Annotated in this window: 18 protein-coding genes; 10 read left to right on the forward strand and 8 right to left on the reverse strand. The window is 73.3% G+C overall.

The window, feature by feature from the left end:
* The first annotated feature begins 87 nt into the window (after positions 1 to 87).
* The 3 genes from DRB89_RS20650 to DRB89_RS20660 all read left to right on the forward strand — a co-directional run bounded on the left by DRB89_RS20650 (position 88) and on the right by DRB89_RS20660 (position 4,864).
* Complete coding sequence (locus tag DRB89_RS20650) at positions 88 to 2,874, forward strand: alpha/beta fold hydrolase (RefSeq protein ID WP_112449404.1); 2,787 nt, start codon at positions 88 to 90, stop codon at positions 2,872 to 2,874.
* Positions 2,871 to 3,800 carry an ABC transporter permease gene (locus DRB89_RS20655; protein ID WP_239516254.1) on the forward strand — a complete coding sequence of 310 codons (930 nt, stop codon included), beginning with the start codon at positions 2,871 to 2,873 and terminating at the stop codon, positions 3,798 to 3,800. The genes DRB89_RS20650 and DRB89_RS20655 overlap by 4 nt, the downstream gene beginning before the upstream one ends.
* A gap of 164 nt (positions 3,801 to 3,964) precedes the next feature.
* Complete coding sequence (locus DRB89_RS20660) at positions 3,965 to 4,864, forward strand: carbonic anhydrase (RefSeq protein WP_204357762.1); 900 nt, start codon at positions 3,965 to 3,967, stop codon at positions 4,862 to 4,864.
* Positions 4,865 to 4,952: 88 nt separating this feature from the next.
* On the opposite strand, the gene DRB89_RS20665 is transcribed toward DRB89_RS20660, so the two are convergent.
* On the reverse strand, positions 4,953 to 5,900 hold the full coding sequence (locus DRB89_RS20665; RefSeq protein WP_112449405.1) for an aldo/keto reductase: 948 nt from the start codon (positions 5,898 to 5,900) through the stop codon (positions 4,953 to 4,955).
* Between the two features lie 189 nt (positions 5,901 to 6,089).
* The gene (locus DRB89_RS20670) at positions 6,090 to 6,752 is read right to left on the reverse strand and encodes a hypothetical protein (protein ID WP_112463375.1); all 663 of its coding nucleotides are present in this window, start codon (positions 6,750 to 6,752) and stop codon (positions 6,090 to 6,092) included.
* 400 nt (positions 6,753 to 7,152) lie between these two features.
* Between DRB89_RS20670 and DRB89_RS43060 the strand changes: the two genes are divergently transcribed.
* Positions 7,153 to 7,314, forward strand: coding sequence for a hypothetical protein (locus DRB89_RS43060; RefSeq protein WP_162688662.1), 162 nt, complete (start codon positions 7,153 to 7,155; stop codon positions 7,312 to 7,314).
* A gap of 161 nt (positions 7,315 to 7,475) precedes the next feature.
* On the opposite strand, the gene DRB89_RS20675 is transcribed toward DRB89_RS43060, so the two are convergent.
* From DRB89_RS20675 to DRB89_RS20690, 4 genes are read right to left on the reverse strand one after another with little or no spacing between them, the layout of a single operon-like run.
* Positions 7,476 to 7,865, reverse strand: a complete 390-nt coding sequence (locus tag DRB89_RS20675) for a VOC family protein (RefSeq protein WP_112449874.1) — start codon at positions 7,863 to 7,865, stop codon at positions 7,476 to 7,478.
* Between the two features lie 5 nt (positions 7,866 to 7,870).
* Positions 7,871 to 8,587 carry an LUD domain-containing protein gene (locus DRB89_RS20680; protein WP_112453606.1) on the reverse strand — a complete coding sequence of 239 codons (717 nt, stop codon included), beginning with the start codon at positions 8,585 to 8,587 and terminating at the stop codon, positions 7,871 to 7,873.
* The gene (locus tag DRB89_RS20685; protein ID WP_112449875.1) at positions 8,584 to 10,107 is read right to left on the reverse strand and encodes a lactate utilization protein B; all 1,524 of its coding nucleotides are present in this window, start codon (positions 10,105 to 10,107) and stop codon (positions 8,584 to 8,586) included. The genes DRB89_RS20680 and DRB89_RS20685 overlap by 4 nt, the downstream gene beginning before the upstream one ends.
* Positions 10,104 to 10,859, reverse strand: a complete 756-nt coding sequence (locus DRB89_RS20690) for a (Fe-S)-binding protein (RefSeq protein WP_112449876.1) — start codon at positions 10,857 to 10,859, stop codon at positions 10,104 to 10,106. The genes DRB89_RS20685 and DRB89_RS20690 overlap by 4 nt, the downstream gene beginning before the upstream one ends.
* An 18-nt stretch (positions 10,860 to 10,877) precedes the next feature.
* Between DRB89_RS20690 and cobF the strand changes: the two genes are divergently transcribed.
* A complete protein-coding gene (gene cobF / locus DRB89_RS20695) occupies positions 10,878 to 11,630 on the forward strand; it encodes a precorrin-6A synthase (deacetylating) (RefSeq protein WP_112449877.1) in 753 nt (250 codons plus the stop codon).
* Positions 11,631 to 11,676: 46 nt separating this feature from the next.
* Here cobF and DRB89_RS20700 read toward each other — a convergent pair whose 3' ends face one another.
* Together DRB89_RS20700 and DRB89_RS20705 are read right to left on the reverse strand one after the other, a co-directional pair.
* Positions 11,677 to 12,855: an aminotransferase class V-fold PLP-dependent enzyme gene (locus tag DRB89_RS20700; protein WP_112453607.1), complete on the reverse strand. Its 1,179-nt coding sequence runs from the start codon at positions 12,853 to 12,855 to the stop codon at positions 11,677 to 11,679.
* Between the two features lie 38 nt (positions 12,856 to 12,893).
* On the reverse strand, positions 12,894 to 13,814 hold the full coding sequence (locus tag DRB89_RS20705) for a LysR family transcriptional regulator (protein ID WP_112449878.1): 921 nt from the start codon (positions 13,812 to 13,814) through the stop codon (positions 12,894 to 12,896).
* 169 nt (positions 13,815 to 13,983) lie between these two features.
* Between DRB89_RS20705 and DRB89_RS20710 the strand changes: the two genes are divergently transcribed.
* From DRB89_RS20710 to DRB89_RS20730, 5 genes are all read left to right on the forward strand, one after another.
* Complete coding sequence (locus DRB89_RS20710) at positions 13,984 to 14,358, forward strand: nuclear transport factor 2 family protein (RefSeq protein ID WP_112449879.1); 375 nt, start codon at positions 13,984 to 13,986, stop codon at positions 14,356 to 14,358.
* A gap of 148 nt (positions 14,359 to 14,506) precedes the next feature.
* The gene (locus tag DRB89_RS20715) at positions 14,507 to 15,235 is read left to right on the forward strand and encodes a tyrosine-type recombinase/integrase (protein ID WP_239516255.1); all 729 of its coding nucleotides are present in this window, start codon (positions 14,507 to 14,509) and stop codon (positions 15,233 to 15,235) included.
* A gap of 74 nt (positions 15,236 to 15,309) precedes the next feature.
* Entirely contained in the window at positions 15,310 to 17,844 is a 2,535-nt protein-coding gene (locus DRB89_RS20720; RefSeq protein ID WP_112449880.1) for a site-specific integrase, read from the forward strand.
* Entirely contained in the window at positions 17,837 to 18,403 is a 567-nt protein-coding gene (locus DRB89_RS20725) for a DUF6262 family protein (RefSeq protein ID WP_112449881.1), read from the forward strand. Before DRB89_RS20720 ends, DRB89_RS20725 begins: the two co-directional genes overlap by 8 nt.
* Before the next feature lie 489 nt (positions 18,404 to 18,892).
* Positions 18,893 to 19,150: a hypothetical protein gene (locus DRB89_RS20730; RefSeq protein ID WP_112449882.1), complete on the forward strand. Its 258-nt coding sequence runs from the start codon at positions 18,893 to 18,895 to the stop codon at positions 19,148 to 19,150.
* Positions 19,151 to 19,311: the final 161 nt, after the last annotated feature.

The raw sequence follows: 19,311 nt of genomic DNA on the forward strand, positions 1-19,311 counted from the left end.
CCGGGCGGGCGGCGTAGTCCTTGAGAAGGTGTGCGGTTCAGTCTGTGGGAGCGCGGGCGGCGCGGGCCTGGCGCTTAGGGTTCCCGTATGAAGCTCCGACTGCCCCGGCGCCGCCGAAGCCGCCTGCTCGCGGGCGCCGCCGCGCTCGCCGTCGTCGCGGGGGCCGGCACGCTGACGGCCACCGCCGCGGCCGGCGACGCTCCGTCCGTGCGCCGCGAGGACCGTGTTCTGGAAATGCCGGGCCCCGACGTGCCCGGCGTGGGCATCGACATCTCGTACTTCACCTCCGGGGGCGGAGGCGGAGGCAGCGGGGAGAAACGTCCCGCCGTGCTGCTCGCACACGGCTTCGGCGGCAGCAAGGACGACATGCGGCCGCAGGCCGAGCGGCTGGCCCGGGACGGGTACGCCGTGCTGACCTGGTCGGCGCGCGGCTTCGGCCGCTCCGGCGGCAAGATCGGGCTGAACGACCCCGACTTCGAGGTCAAGGACGTCTCCCGGCTCATCGACTGGCTCGCGGCCCGGCCCGAGGTGCGGCTCGACGCGGCGGGCGATCCCCGCGTCGGCGTCGCGGGCGGGTCCTACGGCGGCGCCGTCTCGCTGCTCGCGGCCGGCCACGACCCGCGCGTGGACGCGATCGCCCCCTCGATCACCTACTGGAACCTCGCCGACTCGCTCTTCCCGGGCGGCGTGTTCAAGAAGCTGTGGGCCGGCCTCTTCTTCACCACCGGTTCGGCCGGCGGCATCCAGCCGGGTGCCCAGGGCACCGCCGACGCTCCTGGTGCGACCGGCGCTGAGGGTGCGACCGGCGCTCCGGCTGCGACCGGCCCCGCGCAGGCCGCTCCCGGCTGCGGGCGGTTCCAGCCCGAGCTGTGCGCCATGTACGAGCGGGTCGCGGTGGCCGGCGCGCCCGACGCGGAGGCCCGCGCGCTGCTGGAGCGGCGCAGTCCGTCGGCGGTCGGCTCCGCGATCAAGGTGCCGACCCTGATCACCCAGGGCCAGGACGACTCCCTCTTCCCCCTCGACCAGGCCGACGCCATGGCCAGGGCCATCGCCGCGAACGGTGCGCCCGTCTCGGTGGACTGGGCCGCCGGCGGCCACGACGGCGGGATGCGCGAGGCCGACCGCGTCGAGGACCGGGTCAAGTCCTGGTTCGACCGCCACCTCAAGGACGACACGGCCGTGGACACCGGCCCCGCCTTCCGCGTCTCGCGCGCCGGTGGCATCGACTCCACCGACGGCCAGGTCACACTGCGCGGAGCGAACGGCTCCACCTATCCCGGGCTGCGGTCCGGACCGCGCGAGTTCGCCCTGGCCGGCCGGGAGCAGACCTTCGCCAATCCGGCCGGCGGGGCGCCGCCCGCCCTGTCCGCGCTGCCGGGCATCGGCGGACAGCTGTCCGCGCTCGGAGCCGGGCTCTCGCTGGACTTCCCCGGACAGAACGCCCATTTCGATTCGGAGCCGCTGACCGAGGAGGTGCGGATCACCGGGACCCCGACCATCACCCTGAAGGTGAGGTCGACGGCTGCGGACGGTGCGGCCGTGCTGTTCGGCAAGGTCTACGACGTCGGGCCCGACGGGCGCCGGCAGGTGCTGCCGAGCCAGCTGGTGGCACCGGTGCGGGTGACGGACGCGCAGCAGGACAAGACCATCGAGCTGCGGCTGCCCGCGATCGACCACGCCGTCGAAGCCGGGCACCGGCTGCGGCTCGTCGTCGCCGCCACCGATCTCGGCTACGCGTCCCCGGCCGCGCCGGCGAGCTACACCGTCTCGGCGCAGGGCCCGCTGGCCGTGCCCGTCGTGGACGGCGTGCGGACGGCGTCCTCCGGGCTGCCCGCCTGGACCTGGGGAATGCCGCTCGGGGCGGTACTGCTGGCCGCGGGGCTGGTGGGGATCCGGAGGACCGGCCGGGGGCGAGGCGGGATCCGGGCGGGCGCACCGCAGCCCGAACCTGCGCTGGCCGACGTACCGCTGGAAATCACCGGGCTGACCAAGCGCTACGCCAAGTCGCAGGACCGCTACGCCGTACGGGACCTGTCCTTCCGCGTCGAGAAGGGCCAGGTGCTGGGCCTGCTCGGGCCCAACGGCGCCGGCAAGACCACCACCCTGCGCATGCTGATGGGCCTGATCACGCCCGACGCCGGGGAGGTCCGGGTGTTCGGGCACGCGGTGCGGGCGGGCGCGCCCGTGCTGTCGCGGGTCGGGGCGTTCGTGGAGGGCGCCGGCTTCCTGCCGCACCTGACCGGGCGGGCCAACCTGGAGCTGTACTGGCAGGCCACGGGCCGGCCCGCCGAGGACTCGTACATGGACGAGGCCCTGGAGATCGCCGGGCTCGGCGACGCGCTGGAGCGCGCGGTGCGCACGTACTCGCAGGGCATGCGCCAGCGGCTCGCGATCGCGCAGGCCATGCTCGGCATGCCGGACCTGCTGATCCTCGACGAACCGACGAACGGTCTGGACCCGCCGCAGATCCGCGAGATGCGCGACGTGATGATCCGGTACGCGGCGGGCGGGCGGACGGTCATCGTCTCCAGCCACCTGCTGTCGGAGGTCGAGCAGTCCTGTACGCACCTGGTCGTCATGGACCGGGGACGCCTCGTACAGGCGGGCGCGGTCGCCGAGATCACCGGCGGCGGGGACGCCCTGCTGGTGACGCTGGCCGGGCCGGTGGACGAGGTCACGGTCGGGAAGGTGACCGCACTGGAGGGAGTGGAATCGGTGGAGGGCGTCGAGGACGGTCTGCTCGTACGGCTGGACGGCGCGAGCGCGGCGATCCTCATCGCCGAACTCGTGCGCCTGGAGGTGCCGGTGTCGGGAGTGGGACCGCACCGGCGGCTGGAAGACGCGTTCCTCACCCTGATCGGAGGTGCGGCATGAGTGCCGTGACGGACCTGGAGAACGGCGGGAGCGGCGGAAGCCGTGGGAGCCGTGGGGCCCGCGGCGGCGGCGTCCGCGAGGTGGCTCCGGGTTACCGGGCGAGCCGGACGCTCCCGCTGCGCGTGGAGGCGCTGCGCCAGTGGCGCCGGCGGCGGACGCTGGTGATGGGCGGGATCCTCGCCGCGCTGCCGTTCATCCTGATGATCGCCTTCGCGGTGGGCGGCGGACCGGGCAGCCGGGACGGCGGAAACGGCCGGATCACCCTCATCGACACGGCGACGGCCTCGGGCGCGAACTTCGCCGCCACCTGCCTGTTCGTGTCGGCCGGGTTCCTGCTGGTGGTGCCGGTGGCGCTGTTCTGCGGTGACACGGTGGCCTCGGAGGCCAACTGGTCCTCGCTGCGCTACCTGCTGGCCTCGCCCGTGCCGAGGGCGCGGCTGCTGTGGAGCAAGCTGGTCGTGGCGCTCGGGTTCAGCCTGGCGGCGATGGTGCTGCTGCCGTTGGTGGCGCTGGCGGCGGGCACGGCGGCGTACGGATGGGGGCCGCTGAAGCTGCCGGCGGGCGGCTCCCTGGCGGCCGGGGACACGGTGGGGCGGCTCGCGATCGCGGTGGCCTTCATCTTCGTCTCGCAGCTGGTGACGGCCGGTCTGGCGTTCTGGCTCTCGACCCGGACGGACGCGCCGCTGGGTGCGGTGGGCGGAGCGGTCGGGCTGACGATCGTCGGCAACGTGCTGGACGCGGTGACGGCGCTGGGCTCGTATCGGGAGTTCCTGCCGGCGCACTGGCAGTTCGCGTGGGCCGATGCCTTGCAGCCGCAGCTGGAGTGGGGCGGGATGGTCAAGGGTGCGGCGGTGTCGGTGTCGTACGCGATCGTGCTGTTCGCGCTCGCGTTCCGCGGGTTCGCGCGCAAGGACATCACGTCGTGACGCACGGGGTCTGACACAGGGTCTGACGCGCGGGGTCCGTTCGGCCGTCGGTGGCCAACCCGGGTGCGTGCGCGTGCGCCTGCCGCCCGGTCGGCCCGCGCACCCCAAGAATCGCCCCGGTCAGGACGTACGGCGCGTCCGAGCGGGACTGAGGGGTACGACCGATGGACAGAGCAGGATTTCCGGCACGCAGGTTCGTCCTGACCGGCGGCCTGGCGGCCGCCGCGGCCGCGCTCTCGGGGTGCTCGGCCAAGAGCGCCCCGAAGGCCACCACGGGCGCGCCGGAACCCCGGCCCGGCACCCCCGAGGCCGCGTACAGCCGACTGATGGAGGGCAACAAGCGCTGGGTGAGCGGCAGCCTCAAGCACCCCGACCGGGACCCCGACCGGCGCCGGCTGGTGGCCGAGGCGCAGGATCCCTTCGGCGTGATCCTTGCGTGCATCGACTCCCGGGTGCCGCCGGAGCTGCTCTTCGACACCGGGCTCGGCGACCTGTTCGTGCTGCGCACGGGCGGCCAGGCGGTCGGCCCGGTGGTGACCGGATCGGTGGAGTTCGGTCCGATGACGGCGGGCACCCCGCTGATCCTGGTCCTCGGACACCAGCGCTGCGGGGCCATCGCCTCCGCGTACAAGGCGCTGCAGGACGGTACTTCGCTGCCCGGCAACCTGCTGGCGATCCAGAACGCGCTGGTGCCGGCGTACGACCTGACGGTCAAGGACCCGGGCGCCGATCCGGTGGACACGATGATCCGCAACCAGGTCAAGGTGACGGCGGACGAGCTGCGGGCCAACGCGGACCTGGCGCCCCTGGTGCGGAAGGGCTCCCTGGGCGTGGTCGGCGCCTACTACTCGCTGGACACCGGCCAGGTGGAGGTGCTGACCGGCGCGCCGACGGGGTCCGCCTCCGCGAGCCCGTCCGCGAGCCCCTCCGACAGCGCTTCGCAGAGCGCCTCGGCGAGCCCGTCCTCCAGCCCTTCCGCGAGCCCGTCGCAGTCCCCGTCCCCGAGCGGCTCCGCGAGCCCGTCCGATTCCGCTTCTGCCGGCGCCTCCGCCTCGGTCTCCTGAGCCGGAAGCGACCTCCGTCCCGAAGGCGAGGCCTACCAGGCCTACCGGGGCGACACGGCTGCCATGAGGTTGTCCGTCATGGGGTCCGTCACAGGGCGGCCCCCGCGACCGCGTCGACCTCGGCGAGCAGGTCCGCGTCCAGCGGCCGGTCGGCGACGGCCGCGTTGGCGCGCACCTGCTCGGCGGAAGTGGCGCCCGCGATGACGGAGGCGCAGCCGGGCTGGGCTCCGAGCCAGCCGACGGCGAGTTCCAGGACGGTGCGGTCGTGCTTGTCGGCGACCGCGGCGAGCGCCTCCACGATGTCGAGGCGGGCGTCGGTGAGGTAGGCGTCGCGGCCTTCGAGGCGGGAGCCGGCGGGCACGGGGGCGCCGCGCCGGATCTTCCCGGTCAACAGACCGTTGGCCAAAGGAAAGTACGGGAGGACCCCGACCCCGTAGTGGAGGGCCGCCGGGACGAGCTCGCGCTCGGCGGACCGCTGGAGCAGCGACCATTCGTTCTGGGCCGATACGAAGGGTGCCGCGCCGGTTTCGCGGGCCACGTGGGCGGCTTCGGCGAGCTGCCAGCCGCTGAGGTTGGAGTGTCCCACGTAGCGGACCTTGCCTTCGGTGACGAGCTCGGTGAGCGCCGCGAGGGTCTCGGCGATCGGCACGGACCCGTCGGGGCTGTGCAGTTGGTAGAGGTCGATGCGGTCGGTCTGCAGGCGGCGCAGGGATTCCTCGACGGCGCGGCGGATGTAGGCACGGCCGCCGCGCGAGCCGGCGGCGGGTCCGTAGCCCATGTCCACGCCGTCGTAGCCGAACTTGGTGGCGAGGACGACCTGGTCCCGGCGGCCCTTGAGGACCTCGCCGAGGTGGGTTTCGGAACCGCCGCCGCCACCGTAGATGTCGGCGGTGTCCAGCAGGGTGATGCCCGCGTCGAGCGCGGCGTCGACGACGGCGCGGGTGGCCCGGGCGTCGAGCCGGCCGCCGAAGTTGTTGCAGCCGAGCCCGATCGCGGACACCTGGAGGCCTGAACTGCCCAGGGGGAGATAGCGCATGTCTTTCGTTCCTCCGCACTCGTCCGGCACGGTGACCGACCGGGATGATCGACTGGACGGCCAGTCTAGGCCGCCCGGTCGGGCCGGACACGGGCCTGTGGACAACTCCGTGCGGACTCGTGTGGACCTGCGCGGACCTGCGCGGACCTGCGCCGTGCGGACCCGTGCGGACCCGTGCGCGCCCGGCGCTCAGTAGTCGATGTCGACGACCGTGGGGCGGCCGAGGTCGGGCTGGTTCCGGAGGGCCAATTCGGTGCCGGGGCGCTCCAGTTCCAGTACGACGATCTCGTTGGCCCCGTCCCGCCACAGCGGACCGGGCGCGTACAGCGTGCGCTGCGGGCCGCGCGGGGTGTCGTAGTGGCCCAGGAGGAAACCGTTGAGCCAGATCAGGCCGGTGCCCCAGCCGGAGAGGTCGACGAAGCCGTCGGCCGGGGCCTCGGTGAGGGTGTGGGTGAACCGGTGGAAGGCGGGCCGGCCCGGCGCCGGGACGTCCTCGGACCACGCCAGCCCGGCGAGGTCCGCGAGCGGCAGCGGGCGTATCTCCCACTCGAACAGGTGCTGGTGGCCGTGGCGCACGGCGCGCGAGATGCCCTTGTGGTCGTCGAGCAGCGGGCCGTAGTTGACCCGGCCCTGGGCCCGGACGAGGACGTCGAGGACGACTCCGGTCTCTCCGACGGGAAGGTCGAGGCCCTCGTCGGGGGCGTTGCGGTCCAGGATGCCGAGCGGCACTCCGTCGGCGAAGACGTAGGCACGGTCGCCGAGGCCGTCGATCTTGATCGGCATGGCGGGGCGCGGGCCGGTGATGGTGGTGCGGTAGTGGATCAGGCCGTGGTCCTGGCCGAGCCGCTCCATGGACTCGGGAGCGGGGCGCAGGAGGGGGGCGCCCGCGAGGAGGTCCAGGTGGGTGAGGAGCGGGGCGGCGCCCTCGGGGGTCCCCCGGACCGACCCTGCGGCCGACCCCGGGACCGACCCCCGGACCGACCCTGCGGCCGACCCTGCGGCCGACCCCCGGACCGACCTTGCGGCCGACCCTGCGGCCGACCCCGGGACCGACCCCCGGACCGACCCTGCGGCCGACCCTGCGGCCGACCCTTCGGCCGACCCTTCGGCCGACCCTTCGGCCGACCCTTCGGCCGACCCTTCGGCCGACCCTTCGGCCGACCCTTCGGCCGACTCCCGGGCCGACCCTTCGGCCGTCCCTGGGACCGACCCTGGGACTGATCCCTCTGCCGGCCCCCCGACCGGCCCCGGGGTGGAGCCTGCCGTCGGGCCGTGGACCGGCCCCTCGTACGGGATGGACCTGCCCGGGCTGGTCCGGTGGGCCCGGGAGCTGGCGGCGCGGGTCGAGGCCGGCGCGGCCGTCGACGCGGCGGCCGAGGCCCCGCGCCTCACGGGCCGCCCCGGCCCCGCCTGACCGGCGCACGCGGGAGTACGCGGCCTGCGGGCGCCCCGGCGGGTGCGGGAGTACGCGTACGCGGCCTGCGGGCCCGGGGCCGGGGCCGGCGAGCCGGACGCCCGGCCGGGCAGTCCCGCAGCCCCGGCTGCGCGGAGTACCCGTACCCGCCCGGCCAGGGCCTACGCCGGCTGGAGGAGGTCCCAGCGGTTGCCGTAGAGGTCCTGGAAGACGGCGACCGAGCCGTACGGCTCGTGGCGCGGCTCCTCCAGGAAGCGGACGCCCTCGGCCGTCATCCGCGCGTGGTCGGCGGCGAAGTCGTCGGTGTAGAGGAAGAAGCCGACCCGGCCGCCCGTCTGATCGCCGACCCGTGAGCGCTGGGCGTCGTCCTTGGCCCGGGCCAGCAGCAGGGCGGACTCCTTGGCACCGCGCGGGCGGACCACGACCCAGCGGGAGCCGTCCGGGCGCGCGGTGTCCTCGACGAGGTCGAAGCCGAGGGCGCGGGTGTAGAAGTCGAGGGCCTCGTCGTAGTCGTGGACCACGAGGGCGGTGAGCGCGATGTGTGCGGACATGGCGCCTATTGTGCTCCGAGCAGCACCACCTCCAGGGTGCGGGGACCGTGTACGCCCTCCACCCGGTCCAGCTCGATGTCACTCGTCGCCGAGGGGCCGGAGATCCAGGTCAGCGGGCGTACGGGGTCCAGCAGCGGCATCGCCTGCGGTACCGAGTCCACCACCTGGCCGGGGACGCGGACCACGCAGATGTGGTGGTCGGGGAGCAGCGTGATCCGGCGCCGCCCCTGGCCCGGCCCGCCGTCCAGGACGATCGTGCCGGTCTCGGCGATCGCCAGGGCGCAGCCGGTCACCACGCTGTCCACCGCGTCCAGTTCGCAGGGGGTGGAGGCCGCCCGGTCGGGCACGCGGACCGGGGCCGCCGCCGAGAGCCAGTGCGCGGGCAGCCCGGCCGGCACGAGGACCGACCGTGCGCCCCGTGCGGCGAGGAGCCGCCCCAGCAGCGCCGCGAGGCCGTCCTCGCCGACCACCCGGTGCACCTTCGCCCGGTACTCGGCCAGGTTGGCGGCGAGGAGGTCCGCCGTCTCGGCCGGGGTGCGCTCCGCGTGGACCCGGAGGTAGTCCCGGGGGACGCCGGGATCGAAGCCGGAGTCGAAGCCGGAGTCGAAGCCGAGGCCGGGGCCGGCGTCGAGGCCCGGGGCGACCGGTTCGAGGCCTGGGCCGGGGCGGCCGTCCGCCGTCGCCCGGCGGATGCGGCCCAGGATGCGGTCCCTGCTGCTCATGCCCGGCCCTCCCGGTCCCGCGCCGCCCACCAGTCGCGGAACGGCTGCGCCGGGAGCTCCGGCAGCTCGCGGCTGTCCGTCCAGGCCCGCCCGGGCCCCGGCAGCCGGCGCGGTCGCAGCCGCCGGGCCCTGGCCAGCAGCCGCTCCCCCGCGCGCAGCGCGACAGGCCAGTCGTCGTGGTTGAGCAGCAGCCGGGCGGCGCGCATGGCGGCCCGCTCGGCGGCGTGGCCGTGGGCCGGGCGGATCCGGACGCGGATGCCCTCGCGGGTCACGGGCCCGCCCTGGGCGACCCGCTCGCGGAGGTGGACGAGGACCTCGGGGATGTCGATGGCCACCGGGCAGACCTCGTAGCAGGCCCCGCACAGGGTGGATGCGTAGGGCAGCGAGGCGTCGATCTCGCTGCCGGTGCCGCGCAGTTGGGGGCTGAGGATGGCCCCGATCGGGCCCGGGTAGACGGAGCCGTAGGCGTGGCCGCCGGCGCGCTCGTAGACCGGGCAGACGTTGAGGCAGGCCGAGCAGCGGATGCAGCGCAGGGCCTGGCGGCCGACCTCGTCGGCGAGGGTGTCGGTGCGGCCGTTGTCGAGGAGGACGAGGTGGAAGGCGGTGGGGCCGTCGCCTTCCGCCCCCTTCGACGGACCCAGTCCGGTCCACATCGTGGTGTACGGGTTCATCCGCTCGGCCGTCGAGGAGCGCGGCAGTGTCTGGAGGAAGATCTCCAGGTCCCGGAAGGTCGGGATCACCTTCTCGATGCCGACGACCGAGATCAGGGTCTCGGGCAGGGTCAGGCACATCCGGCCGTTGCCCTCGGACTCGAAGACGACCATGGTCCCGGTCTCGGCGACCATGAAGTTGGCGCCGGACACGGCGACTTTGGCGCGCAGGAACTTCTCGCGCAGGTGCAGGCGCGCCGCCTCGGCCAGTTCGCGCGGATCGTCGCCCAGCCCCTCGGGCGCCGGCCGGCCCCAGCCGCCCATCTCCTCGGCGAAGACCTCGCGGATCTCGGCGCGGCCCAAGTGGATGGCGGGGACCAGGATGTGGGAGGGCCGGTCGTGGCCGAGCTGGACGATCAGCTCGGCGAGGTCGGTCTCGTACGCGGCGATCCCGGCGGCCTCCAGTGCCTCGTTGAGGCCGATCTCCTGCGTGGCCATGGACTTGACCTTGACCACTTCCCGCTCGCCGGTGGCCAGGACCAGTTCCGTCACGATCCGGTTGGCCTCCTCGGCGTCGGCCGCCCAGTGGACGGTGCCGCCCGCCGCGGTGACGGAGGCCTCCAACTCCAGCAGGTAGCGGTCGAGATGGCGCAGGGTGTGGTCCTTGACCGCCTTGCCGGCGGCGCGCAGCTCGGCCCAGTCCGCGAGTTCCGCGACGGCGCGGGCCCGCTTGTCGCGGATGGTGTGGGTGGCGCGGCGGAGGTTGGCGCGCAGCACCGGATCCGCCACCGCCTTTCCGGCGGCCGCCGGAAAGGCGGGGAAGGCGGGGAAGGCGGGGAAGGCGGGCATTCCCAGGTGGATGGCGGTCATCGCAGCGGCTCCGCCTCGGTCGAGGCCAGGATCTCGGCGAGGTGCAGCGCCCGCAGCGGGGCGCCTTCGCGCCGCAGGATTCCGTCCAGGTGGAGGAGGCAGGAGTTGTCGGCCCCGCAGAGCACCTCCGCGCCCGTGGCCGCCGCGGCCGCGATCTTGTCGGCGCCCATCGCGGCGGAGACGTCCGGGTTCTTGACGGCGAAGGTCCCGCCGAAGCCGCAGCACTCCTCGGCCCCGGGCAGCTCGCGCAGTTCCAGGCCGCGCACCGCCGCCAGCAGCCGTGCGGGCCGCTCCCCGAGCCCGAGGGCCCGCAGGCCGTGGCAGGAGGGGTGGTAGGTGACGGTGTGCGGGAAGTACGCGCCCACGTCCGTCACCCCGAGGACGTCGACCAGGAACTCGGTGAGTTCGTACACGCGCGGTACGAGGTCTTCGGCGAGCCCGGCCAGCGCGCCTCCCCGGCCCTCCGCCTCGGCGGCGTGCCCGATCCGGAGGTAGTGGCCGCGGATCATGGCGGCGCAGGAGCCCGACGGGGTGACGACGTACTCGTACCCGGCGAAGGCCTCGGCGGTCCGGCGCACCAGGGGTTCGGCCTCGCGCCGGTAGCCCGTGTTGTACTGCGGCTGCCCGCAGCAGCTCTGGGCCGCCGGGAAGTCCACGCCCACCCCGAGTCGCTCCAGGAGGCGGACGACGGCGATGCCGGTGCGGGGGTGGAGAGCGTCGTTGACGCAGGTGACGAACAGGGCGACACGCATGACGGGCAGAATAGCCGGGTGAAGAAGTTCTCAGTGATCGGCATTGGCGCGGGCGACCCGGACCACCTGACCCTCCAGGCGGTCAAGGCGATCGGCGCGGCGGACGCATTCCTCATTCTGGAGAAGGGCGAGGAGAAGGCGGATCTGACCGGGCTGCGGCGCGCGATGCTCGACGCGCACGCCCGCCCCGGACACCGGCTGGTGGAGGGCCGCGATCCCGACCGCGACCGGACGCCCTCCGACTACACCCCCACCGTGGACGGCTGGCGCAGCGCGCGGGCCGAGATCTTCGAGCGGTTCATCGCCGAGGACCTGGCGGAGGGCGAGACGGGCGCGTTCCTGGTGTGGGGCGACCCGTCCCTCTACGACTCCACCCTCGCGATCCTGGACGAGGTGCTGGAGAAGGGCCGGGTCGCCTTCGAGCACGAGGTGGTGCCCGGCATCAGCAGCATCTCCTCGCTGCTGGCGCGGCACCGCACCAACCTCAACCGGGTGGGCCGCCCGGTCCAGATCACCACCGGGCGCCGGCTCGCGGAGGGCTGGCCGGCCGATGTGGACGACGTGGTGGTGATGCTGGACGCGCGGCACGCCTTCACCGCCCACCTCGACCAGGACCTCTACATCTACTGGGGGGCCTACGTGGGCACCCCCGACGAGATCCTGGTCTCGGGGAAGCTGGCGGACGTCGCCGGCCGCATCGAGGAACTGCGCACCGAGGCCCGCGCCCGCAAGGGCTGGATCATGGACACGTACCTGCTCCGACGCGGCTGAGCGCGGCAGGATCCGTACGGGACGGCGGCCGAGATCCGAAGGAGCACTAGCCGAGGTGGCGGGGCAGGACCTCGGCGAGCCGCTCGTACTCCTCGGCCCGGTTGTAGATCTGGCCGCTCAGCCGGATCCCGCCGCCGCCCGGCCACGGCCAGATCTGCACCCGGATCCGCTGCCGCGCCGCGATCCGCTCGCGCAGCGCGGCGGCCGACTCCGGGGTCTCGGCCACCCCGGGCGGCAGTCGCAGGGCGCGCATCGCGAGGCCCTCGGTGTAGGGGAGCGGGGTGATCCCGGGGATCGCGGCGAGCAGCTCCGCGCCGTAGCCGGCCAGTGCGCTGTTGTGGGTCCGGACCTTGGCGGCGTCGAGCTCCTCCAGCAGGTCGAGCCCCTCCGGGGCCGCGAGCCAGCCCGTGTAGTCGACGGTGGCGCGGTTCTCGACCGAGCGCGGGAAGCCGTGGTGGTCCTCCCAGGAGGGCACCAGCGGCCGGACGCGGTCCCGGTGGTGCGGGGCGACGGAGAGGAGCGCGGTGCCGGACGGGGCGTAGGCCCATTTGTGGAGGTTGCCGAACCAGAAGTCGGCGCCCCCGCCGAGGGGGTCGGGGAGGTGCCCGGGCGCGTGGGCGCCGTCGACGATGGTGGTGATGCCGCGGTCGGCTAGGTCGGCGAGCAGCCCGGGCGAGGCGATGAGCCGGGCGGTGGGCGAGCTGATGTGGTCGAGTACGGCGACCCTGATGCGCGGGGTGATCGCGGCCAGCACGGTTTCCCGTACGGCGTCCTCGTCGGGGAGGTGCGGGTCCAGGACCACGGTGGTGAGCGGGGCGCGGCGGGCGGCGGCCGCGCTGACGGTGCCGTATCCGTGGTCGGTGACCAGGATCTCGTCGCCGTCGGCGAGACGGACCGCGTCGAGCGCGAGGTTGGCGCCTTCGGTGGCGTTGGAGATGAAGGCGAGCCCCTCCGGATCGGCGCCGAGCCGGGCCGCGATCCGTCCCCGGGCCGCGGCGAGCCGCTCGGGGGCGCCGATGAAGAAGGCGTCCGGGTCGCCGTGCGCCTGTGCGCGCAGGGCGGCCTGCATCTCCTGCACGGGGAGCGGCACCGCTCCGAAGGATCCGTGGTTGAGGTGGCTCACCGCGGGGTCGAGCCGGAACAGGTCCCGCCCGCAGGGGAATTCGGCGGGGCGCAGGGCCCCGGCGGACTCGGCTGGTTCAGCGGGCTGAACTGGATCGGTCATGTGGACCTCCGTGGGTGCGGCGCGGCTGTCGGGCCCGATCATGCCCCGCCGGTCCCCGCGGCGGCACCCCCTTCCCGCGCCGCGGCCGAGAAGGCACGCCGGCAGTGCAGGAGCAGTTCCCTCGCGGCGGGGCCGCGCGCATCGCGCCAGACCAGGGAGAGCAGGGCCGGGATCTCCACGTCCTCGATGGTCCGGGCGACGAGCCGGTCGCGGTAGGACTCGGCCATCGAGGCGCTGAGCACGGCGACCCCCAGTCCGCGCGCGGCGAGGTCGGCCATGGCGTCGGCGGCCCCGGCTTCCAGGGTGATCGCGGGGTGCAGGCCCCGGGCGGCGCAGGCCAGGTCGAAGACGGTACGCAGCCCCGTGCCCCGGGGCATGCAGATGACGGGGTGGCCACCCAGGCCGCGCAGGGTGACCCGGTCCGCCCCGGCCAGGGCGTGCCCGGGCGGTACCGCCGCGACGAGGCGCTCGCTGATGATGGTCAGCGCCTCGAGTCCGTCGGGAGTGGTGGCGGCGGTGCCGACGAGGGCCAGGTCGACCGTGCCGGTGCGAACCGCCTGGACCAGCCGGTCGGAGTTGTCCTCCAGGAGGGCGATCTCCACGCCGGGATGGGCCCGGTGGAAGGCGGCGAGGGCGTCGAAGAGCGGGGTGACGGTGCAGCCGACGACCATGCCGACCGTGAGGCGGCCCCTGATCAGGTCGGTCACCTCGCCCACCGCCTCGGCGACGGCCCGGGCTGCGGCGAGGGCGGTGCGGGCGTGGCCGAGGGCGGCCTTCCCGGCGACGGTGAGGGTGGCGGTGCGGCCGGACCGGTCGAAGAGCTCGGCGCCCAGCTCCCGTTCGAGCTGCCGGATCTGGGCGCTGACCCCGGACTGGCTGATGTGGACGCGCTCGGCCGCGCGCGTGAAGTTGCGCTCCTCGGCGACGGCGACGAAGTATTCGAGCTGCCTCAGTTCCATGAACAGGGATTCTAGTTCCCAGCAGAACCAGCTGTTGGACTTCTACCAACAGGCCCGCGAGGCTGGAAGCACACCGGTAAGCGCTCCGGAAGCGCTCCGGGAAGCACACCGGGAATCGCTCCGAGAAGCGCTCCTGAGCCCGTGAAGACCCCGCGACCAGGAGGAAGCGATGACCGACTACGCGTCGTACGAGAAGGCCCTTCGCCCCGAGGACATCACCCGGCTGTTCGTCGAGCGGTCCAACGCCGGCGACGCGGCCGGGGTCGCCGCCCTCTACGAGGAGGACGCGGTGATGGCCTTCCCGCCCGGCGAGCTGACGGTGGGGCGGGAGGCCATCCGGGCCCTGTGGGAGAAGGTGCTGGAGCAGCGGCCCGTGTTCGAGCCCGAGCCGCCGCTGCCGACACTGGTCAGCGACGGGATCGCGCTGACCTCCACGCCGCCGAGCGACGGCACGGGCGCCCGCGCCCAGGTGGCCCGCCGCCAGAGCGACGGCAGCTGGCTGCGCCTGCTGGACCAGCCGGAATTCGCCGTGCCACAGCACTAGGCAGCCGCGGGCTCACTTATCTTCACGATGATCTTTTGAGCAGCCACGTCAGGCATGTACCGGCCGACCTGGCTCAGTCATCGGTATCCATGGGGTGTTCAGAATTACAGGCACATTCGTCACGTCCTATCGCGCCGAGCGGGCGGAGGTGACAAAGGACCGGGCCGCATGGGTCGTCATCGGAGCCGACGACTACGCCCTGCACCGCGAGGGATCGCTCTTCCTCGTCGGACTGCGGAACGCGGGCCGGGCGTACAACACCGAGCGCACGTACGCCGGCCGCACGGCCCTGTACCTCTCGTACTGCGCCCACCAGCGACTCGACTGGGCGGAGGTGACCGTCTGGCAGCTGTCGCGGTTCCTGCACTGGCTGGTCGAGGAACCGCTGGCGTCGCGGAGCCGGCGAGGTGGCGGGCCGGAACGGTTCCGCGGGGACAACACCGCGAACGCGATCGTCGGCACGGTCTGCGAGTTCCTGGCCTTCGGCGTCCGGATGGGCTGGGTGGCCAAGGAGCTGCTGGGCCAGCTGACGGAGCCCAAGTACCTGCGCCACCTGCCTACGGGCTACGACCCGGGCGAGGACGATCAGCACCGGACGGTCCGGTCCCGGCTGATCAAGCTGGCCTCGCTGGACTCGGGGATCGAGTGGCTGACCATCGAGCAGATCGCGCGCCTGGTGGAGGTCGCCCGGCACGCGCGGGACCGCTTCCTGGTGCTGCTGCTGTGGGGCACGGGAATGCGGATCGGCGAGGCACTGGGGCTTCGCCGCGAGGACATGCACCTGCTCCCCGACTCCCAGGCGTTCGGCTGCCAGGTGAAGGGCCCGCACCTGCACGTGCGGCGCCGGCTGAACAGCAACGGCGCCTGGGCGAAGTAGCGGCGGCCGCGGGTCATCCCGGTGACCACCGAGCTGGTCGCCTGCTACGCCGCCCGGCGTCTGGAGATCGCCCGATGAGCCTGCACACCCTGGCCGCCCCTGCGGCCGATCCGACCGTGGTGCCGTTGCCCTTCGACCGCCCGCGGTGGCTGGCGTGGCTGGACGAGCACACCGACCCGTTGTGGCGACCCGACGAATGGGCCGGTGAGCACTGGCTGTTCACCGGCGACCCGGACGAGTCGACGACGGCGATCTGGCGCTGCAACAGCGCCGGCTGCCACGTCGCGGTCCGCGCGAGCCGGCACCTGTGCCGGTCCTGCTACGAGCAGTTCGTGGAGAGCGGGCTGAGCCGGGAGGAGTTCGCGACGGTGGGCCGCCGGGCCACGGTCCGGGCCCTGCCGGGATCGCGCCCGCACTGCTCTGCGGAACCCGGGGGGATCCGCTGCGCGCTGGAAGCGGCCACCCGGGGCAGCTGCACTCCGCATTACGTGAAGTGGCGCTACGAGCACAAGAGCGGGCAGACACAGCTGGAGCTCGCCGACTGGCTCGCGACCGTGGCCGGGCCCCTTCCTCCCGGTCGTCCGTGCCTGGTGGGGGCCTGTGACGGCACCGCTCACGGCCGCCGGACGGCGCTGTGCACTTACCACCGCGAGCGCTGGCGCCGGCACCGCAAGGAGCTCGGCACGACGGACGCGTCCGGCGAGGATCTGGCCGGCTGGGCGTCGGTGCAGAGTCCGTGGCTCAGTGGCTTCCAGTTCACCCTGCTGCCGCTGAACCCGCTGCTGAGGCGCGAGGTCCTCTACGCCCTGGTCCAGCGCGATGCCCAGCGGCCGACACTGAGCCCGGTCGCGGTGCGGCTCCTGGTCCGCGGCCTGGAGGGCGTCGACAGCATCGCCGCCCTGCCGCCCCAGCAGCTCGCCGACCTCGGGTACATCGACCGCAACTGCGAGGCCCACTGGAACGACGTCCTGCGCCTGGTACGTGCGGCCTTCGACCGCTTCCGGGGGATCGACCCGCTCGACAAACCCGTGTGGGAGCTCGCCGACCTGGGTCTGCGCTCGCGCACCCGGTCCGGGGTTCGCACGGTCCCCCGGCAGTTGGACACCTCGGTGATCCGGCAGGACTGGCTGCGCCGCCTGCTGGCGGACTGGGTGAAGGAGACCACCCCCGAGAACACCGACTTCCGGCGGTTCTTCAAGGGCTGCTCCGCCGCCTCCCGCGCCCTGGAGCTGCGACCGGGCGGCGGCCACGACCCGTCCGCGCTGAAGGTCACCGACATGGACGCCGTCGTCGAACAGATCCGTACCCGCCAGCGGGAGGACGGCACCGGACCGCTGTCCGCGGGCGCCCGCAACGAGCTGCTCACGAGCTTCTGCCAGCTGCTCGACTTCGGCCGCCGCCTGCAGATCGTCGACGACCTCGCCACCGGGTTCGCCCGCCAGCGCCACCACCAGATCCCCTACGAGGACGCCAGCGAGGACATGGCCGGCAAGGCCATCCCCGAACTCGTCATCGCCCAACTGGACGCGGCCACCGACCGCATCGGCGTCGACTTCCCCTACGGGGACTTCCCGCCGAAGGTGGTGCAGGCCATGCTTCGCACCGTCTACGTCCTGCTGCGCGACACGGGACGGCGCCCCTGGGAGGTGCGCTGGCTGCGCATCGACTGCCTGGACACCGACGGCGGCGAGTACGTCCTGATCTGGGACAACCACAAGTCGCGGCGCAACCGGCGCCGGCTGGAGATCAGCCGGGAGACCGCGTTCGCAATCCTGGCGTGGCTGAAGATCCGGGCCACGCTGAAGATCCCGGCCCGCTCGAGGACCTTCCTGTTCCCCGCCGCCCGGCACGCCTACGACGCCTGCATCGACGCCAACACCGTGGCCAAGATGCTCCGGCAGTGGGTCGACCAGCTGCCCGAGCTGGTCACCGACACCGCCGACGAGGACGGCCTGCCGCTGCCGTTCGACCGCAGCCGGATCTTCGCGTACGCCTTCCGGCACACCTACGCCCAGCGGCACGCGGACGCCGGCACCGACCTGCACACCCTGCGCGACCTCATGGACCACCGGTCGGCAGACACCACTCTTGGATACTCCACGGTCTCCCTGAAGCGGCGCCGCGAGGCCCTGGAGACGATGCGGCTGCACGTCGTCGACCGGTCCGGGCACCCGATGCCGACCTCGTCGGCCACCGTGTACGACGCCCGGTCGGTGGGGACGCCGTTCGGCAACTGCACCGAGCCGTCCAACGTCAAAGCGGGCGGCGGGAAATGCCCGATCCGCTTCCAGTGCTCGGGGTGCGGCTTCTACCGCCCGGACCCCTCGTTCCTCCCGGCCGTCGAGGACCACATCCGCGGCCTGAAGGCCGACCGGGAGAGCGCCGTGGCCATGGGCGCGGCCGCGTTCGTCATCCGCAACCTCACTGACCAGATCGAATCCTTCCAGGCGGTGGTCACCGGCATCCGCACCGCGCTCGCCGAGATGCCCGAAGCCGAGCGGCACCACATCGAGGAGGCGGCCGCCGTGCTGCGCAAGGTCCGCGCCGCGGAGCCACCGAACCTTCTGCCGATCGTCGGCCTTCCCAACAGGAGCACGTGCCATGGATGAGGCCCGAACCCCCGCGCAGGTCCTGCGCGAGGCCCGGCAGAAAGACTCCCCCGACAAGCGCGCCCGGGTCCTGACCGTGGTCGAGGAGATGCTCGCCGAGAAGGAGCCGGTCACTTTCACCGCGGTGGCCCGGCGGGCGAAGGTTTCGCACTGGCTGGTCTACGCGCAGGGCGTGCGCGAGGTCATCGAGCAGGCCCGGCGCCGCCAGGCTCGCCAGCCGTGCGAGGACGGCGTCCGAAAGGCCCCGGCCGGCTGGCAGGTCGAAGTGCAGATCACCCGGGAGGACAACCGGCGGCTGCGGGAAGAAGCCGACCGCCTCAAGGCCGCCGTGCGCCGCTCCCTGGGCCAGCAGATAGACCATGTCGGCGCCGCCGATCTCGGCGCCCGCGTCGACGAGCTCACCGCCGCCAACCAGCGTCTCGAGGACGAACTTGCCCAGGAGAAGGCCCGTGCCGAGGAACTGCAGGGCCGACTCACCGAGACGGAGGACGACCTCGCCGGGGCGCGGACCAGTCTGCGCCGCATGATCCGGTCGGGGAACCAGGAGTCCGCCGTGTGATCCATGCCAGCACCTCGACGGCCGCCAGCGTGGGGCGGGCGGCCGTCAGGGTCCAGTTCTCAGGCCACGGTCGATGCCCTGCCCGCGGAAGTGACCTCGGGAGACGCGACCGGGGGAGCTCCAACTGGTGCGCCCGACCTCGGTGGTCTGGGAGGTGACTTGACGCCAGGAGAACTCTCCAAGATCGGAGATGTGCCCAAGGCTGTCGCCGACAAGACGGGCGTGCGGGAGGATGTTGCTGTCCTAGCGATGGAGTTGCTGATGCCGGTGGTCCTCTCGACCACCGCCAGGCGCCGTAGGGGCTAAGTCCCTTTCCGGCCGCCGAGCTGGGCGTAACGTCTTGGGCGGCAGCGCGTTGATCACACGCGATCCCCCCTTTTTGCGCACGTCAGCCGACCTTCCTGGAGTCCCGCCGGCATCGGCCCGTGCGCGCAGGCCGGGACAGATCGACTCGGGGCCATCCCCTCATCACCGAAAGGGAGTCCGACCGTGGAGACCTTCATCCGCCCGCTGACCATCACCGCTCTCGCCGCGGCATGCGTACTGTCCCTGTCCGGCGCGGTCCAGGCTGCCACGCCCGCGCAGGCCGCCGCTCCCGTCCAGCAGTCCGTCTCGCCCGGGGACGACGATGACCACAACCAGGCGTTCGACAAGACCTCGATGATGTTCGAGGAATCCGGCAAGAAGGGCGCCTACTCCCACAGCAAGGAAGCCCAGCCGGAAGAACTCCTCCAGCTCCTGGGCTGACGGCTCCCCGGCGAAGCGTCCGCACCGGGCTGTCACAGCCGTCCCGGTGGTGATCGAACAGTTCCGGGTTGGGGTAGCGCCGAGGTAAGCCCAAGAGCCGCCAGCACTTGATCTTTGCTGGTGTAGTGCTCGATCCGCTCAACGCAGGCTGGCAGCCGGAA

This window comes from Streptomyces sp. ICC4 (assembly GCF_003287915.1).
Taxonomy (GTDB): domain Bacteria; phylum Actinomycetota; class Actinomycetes; order Streptomycetales; family Streptomycetaceae; genus Streptomyces; species Streptomyces tritrimontium.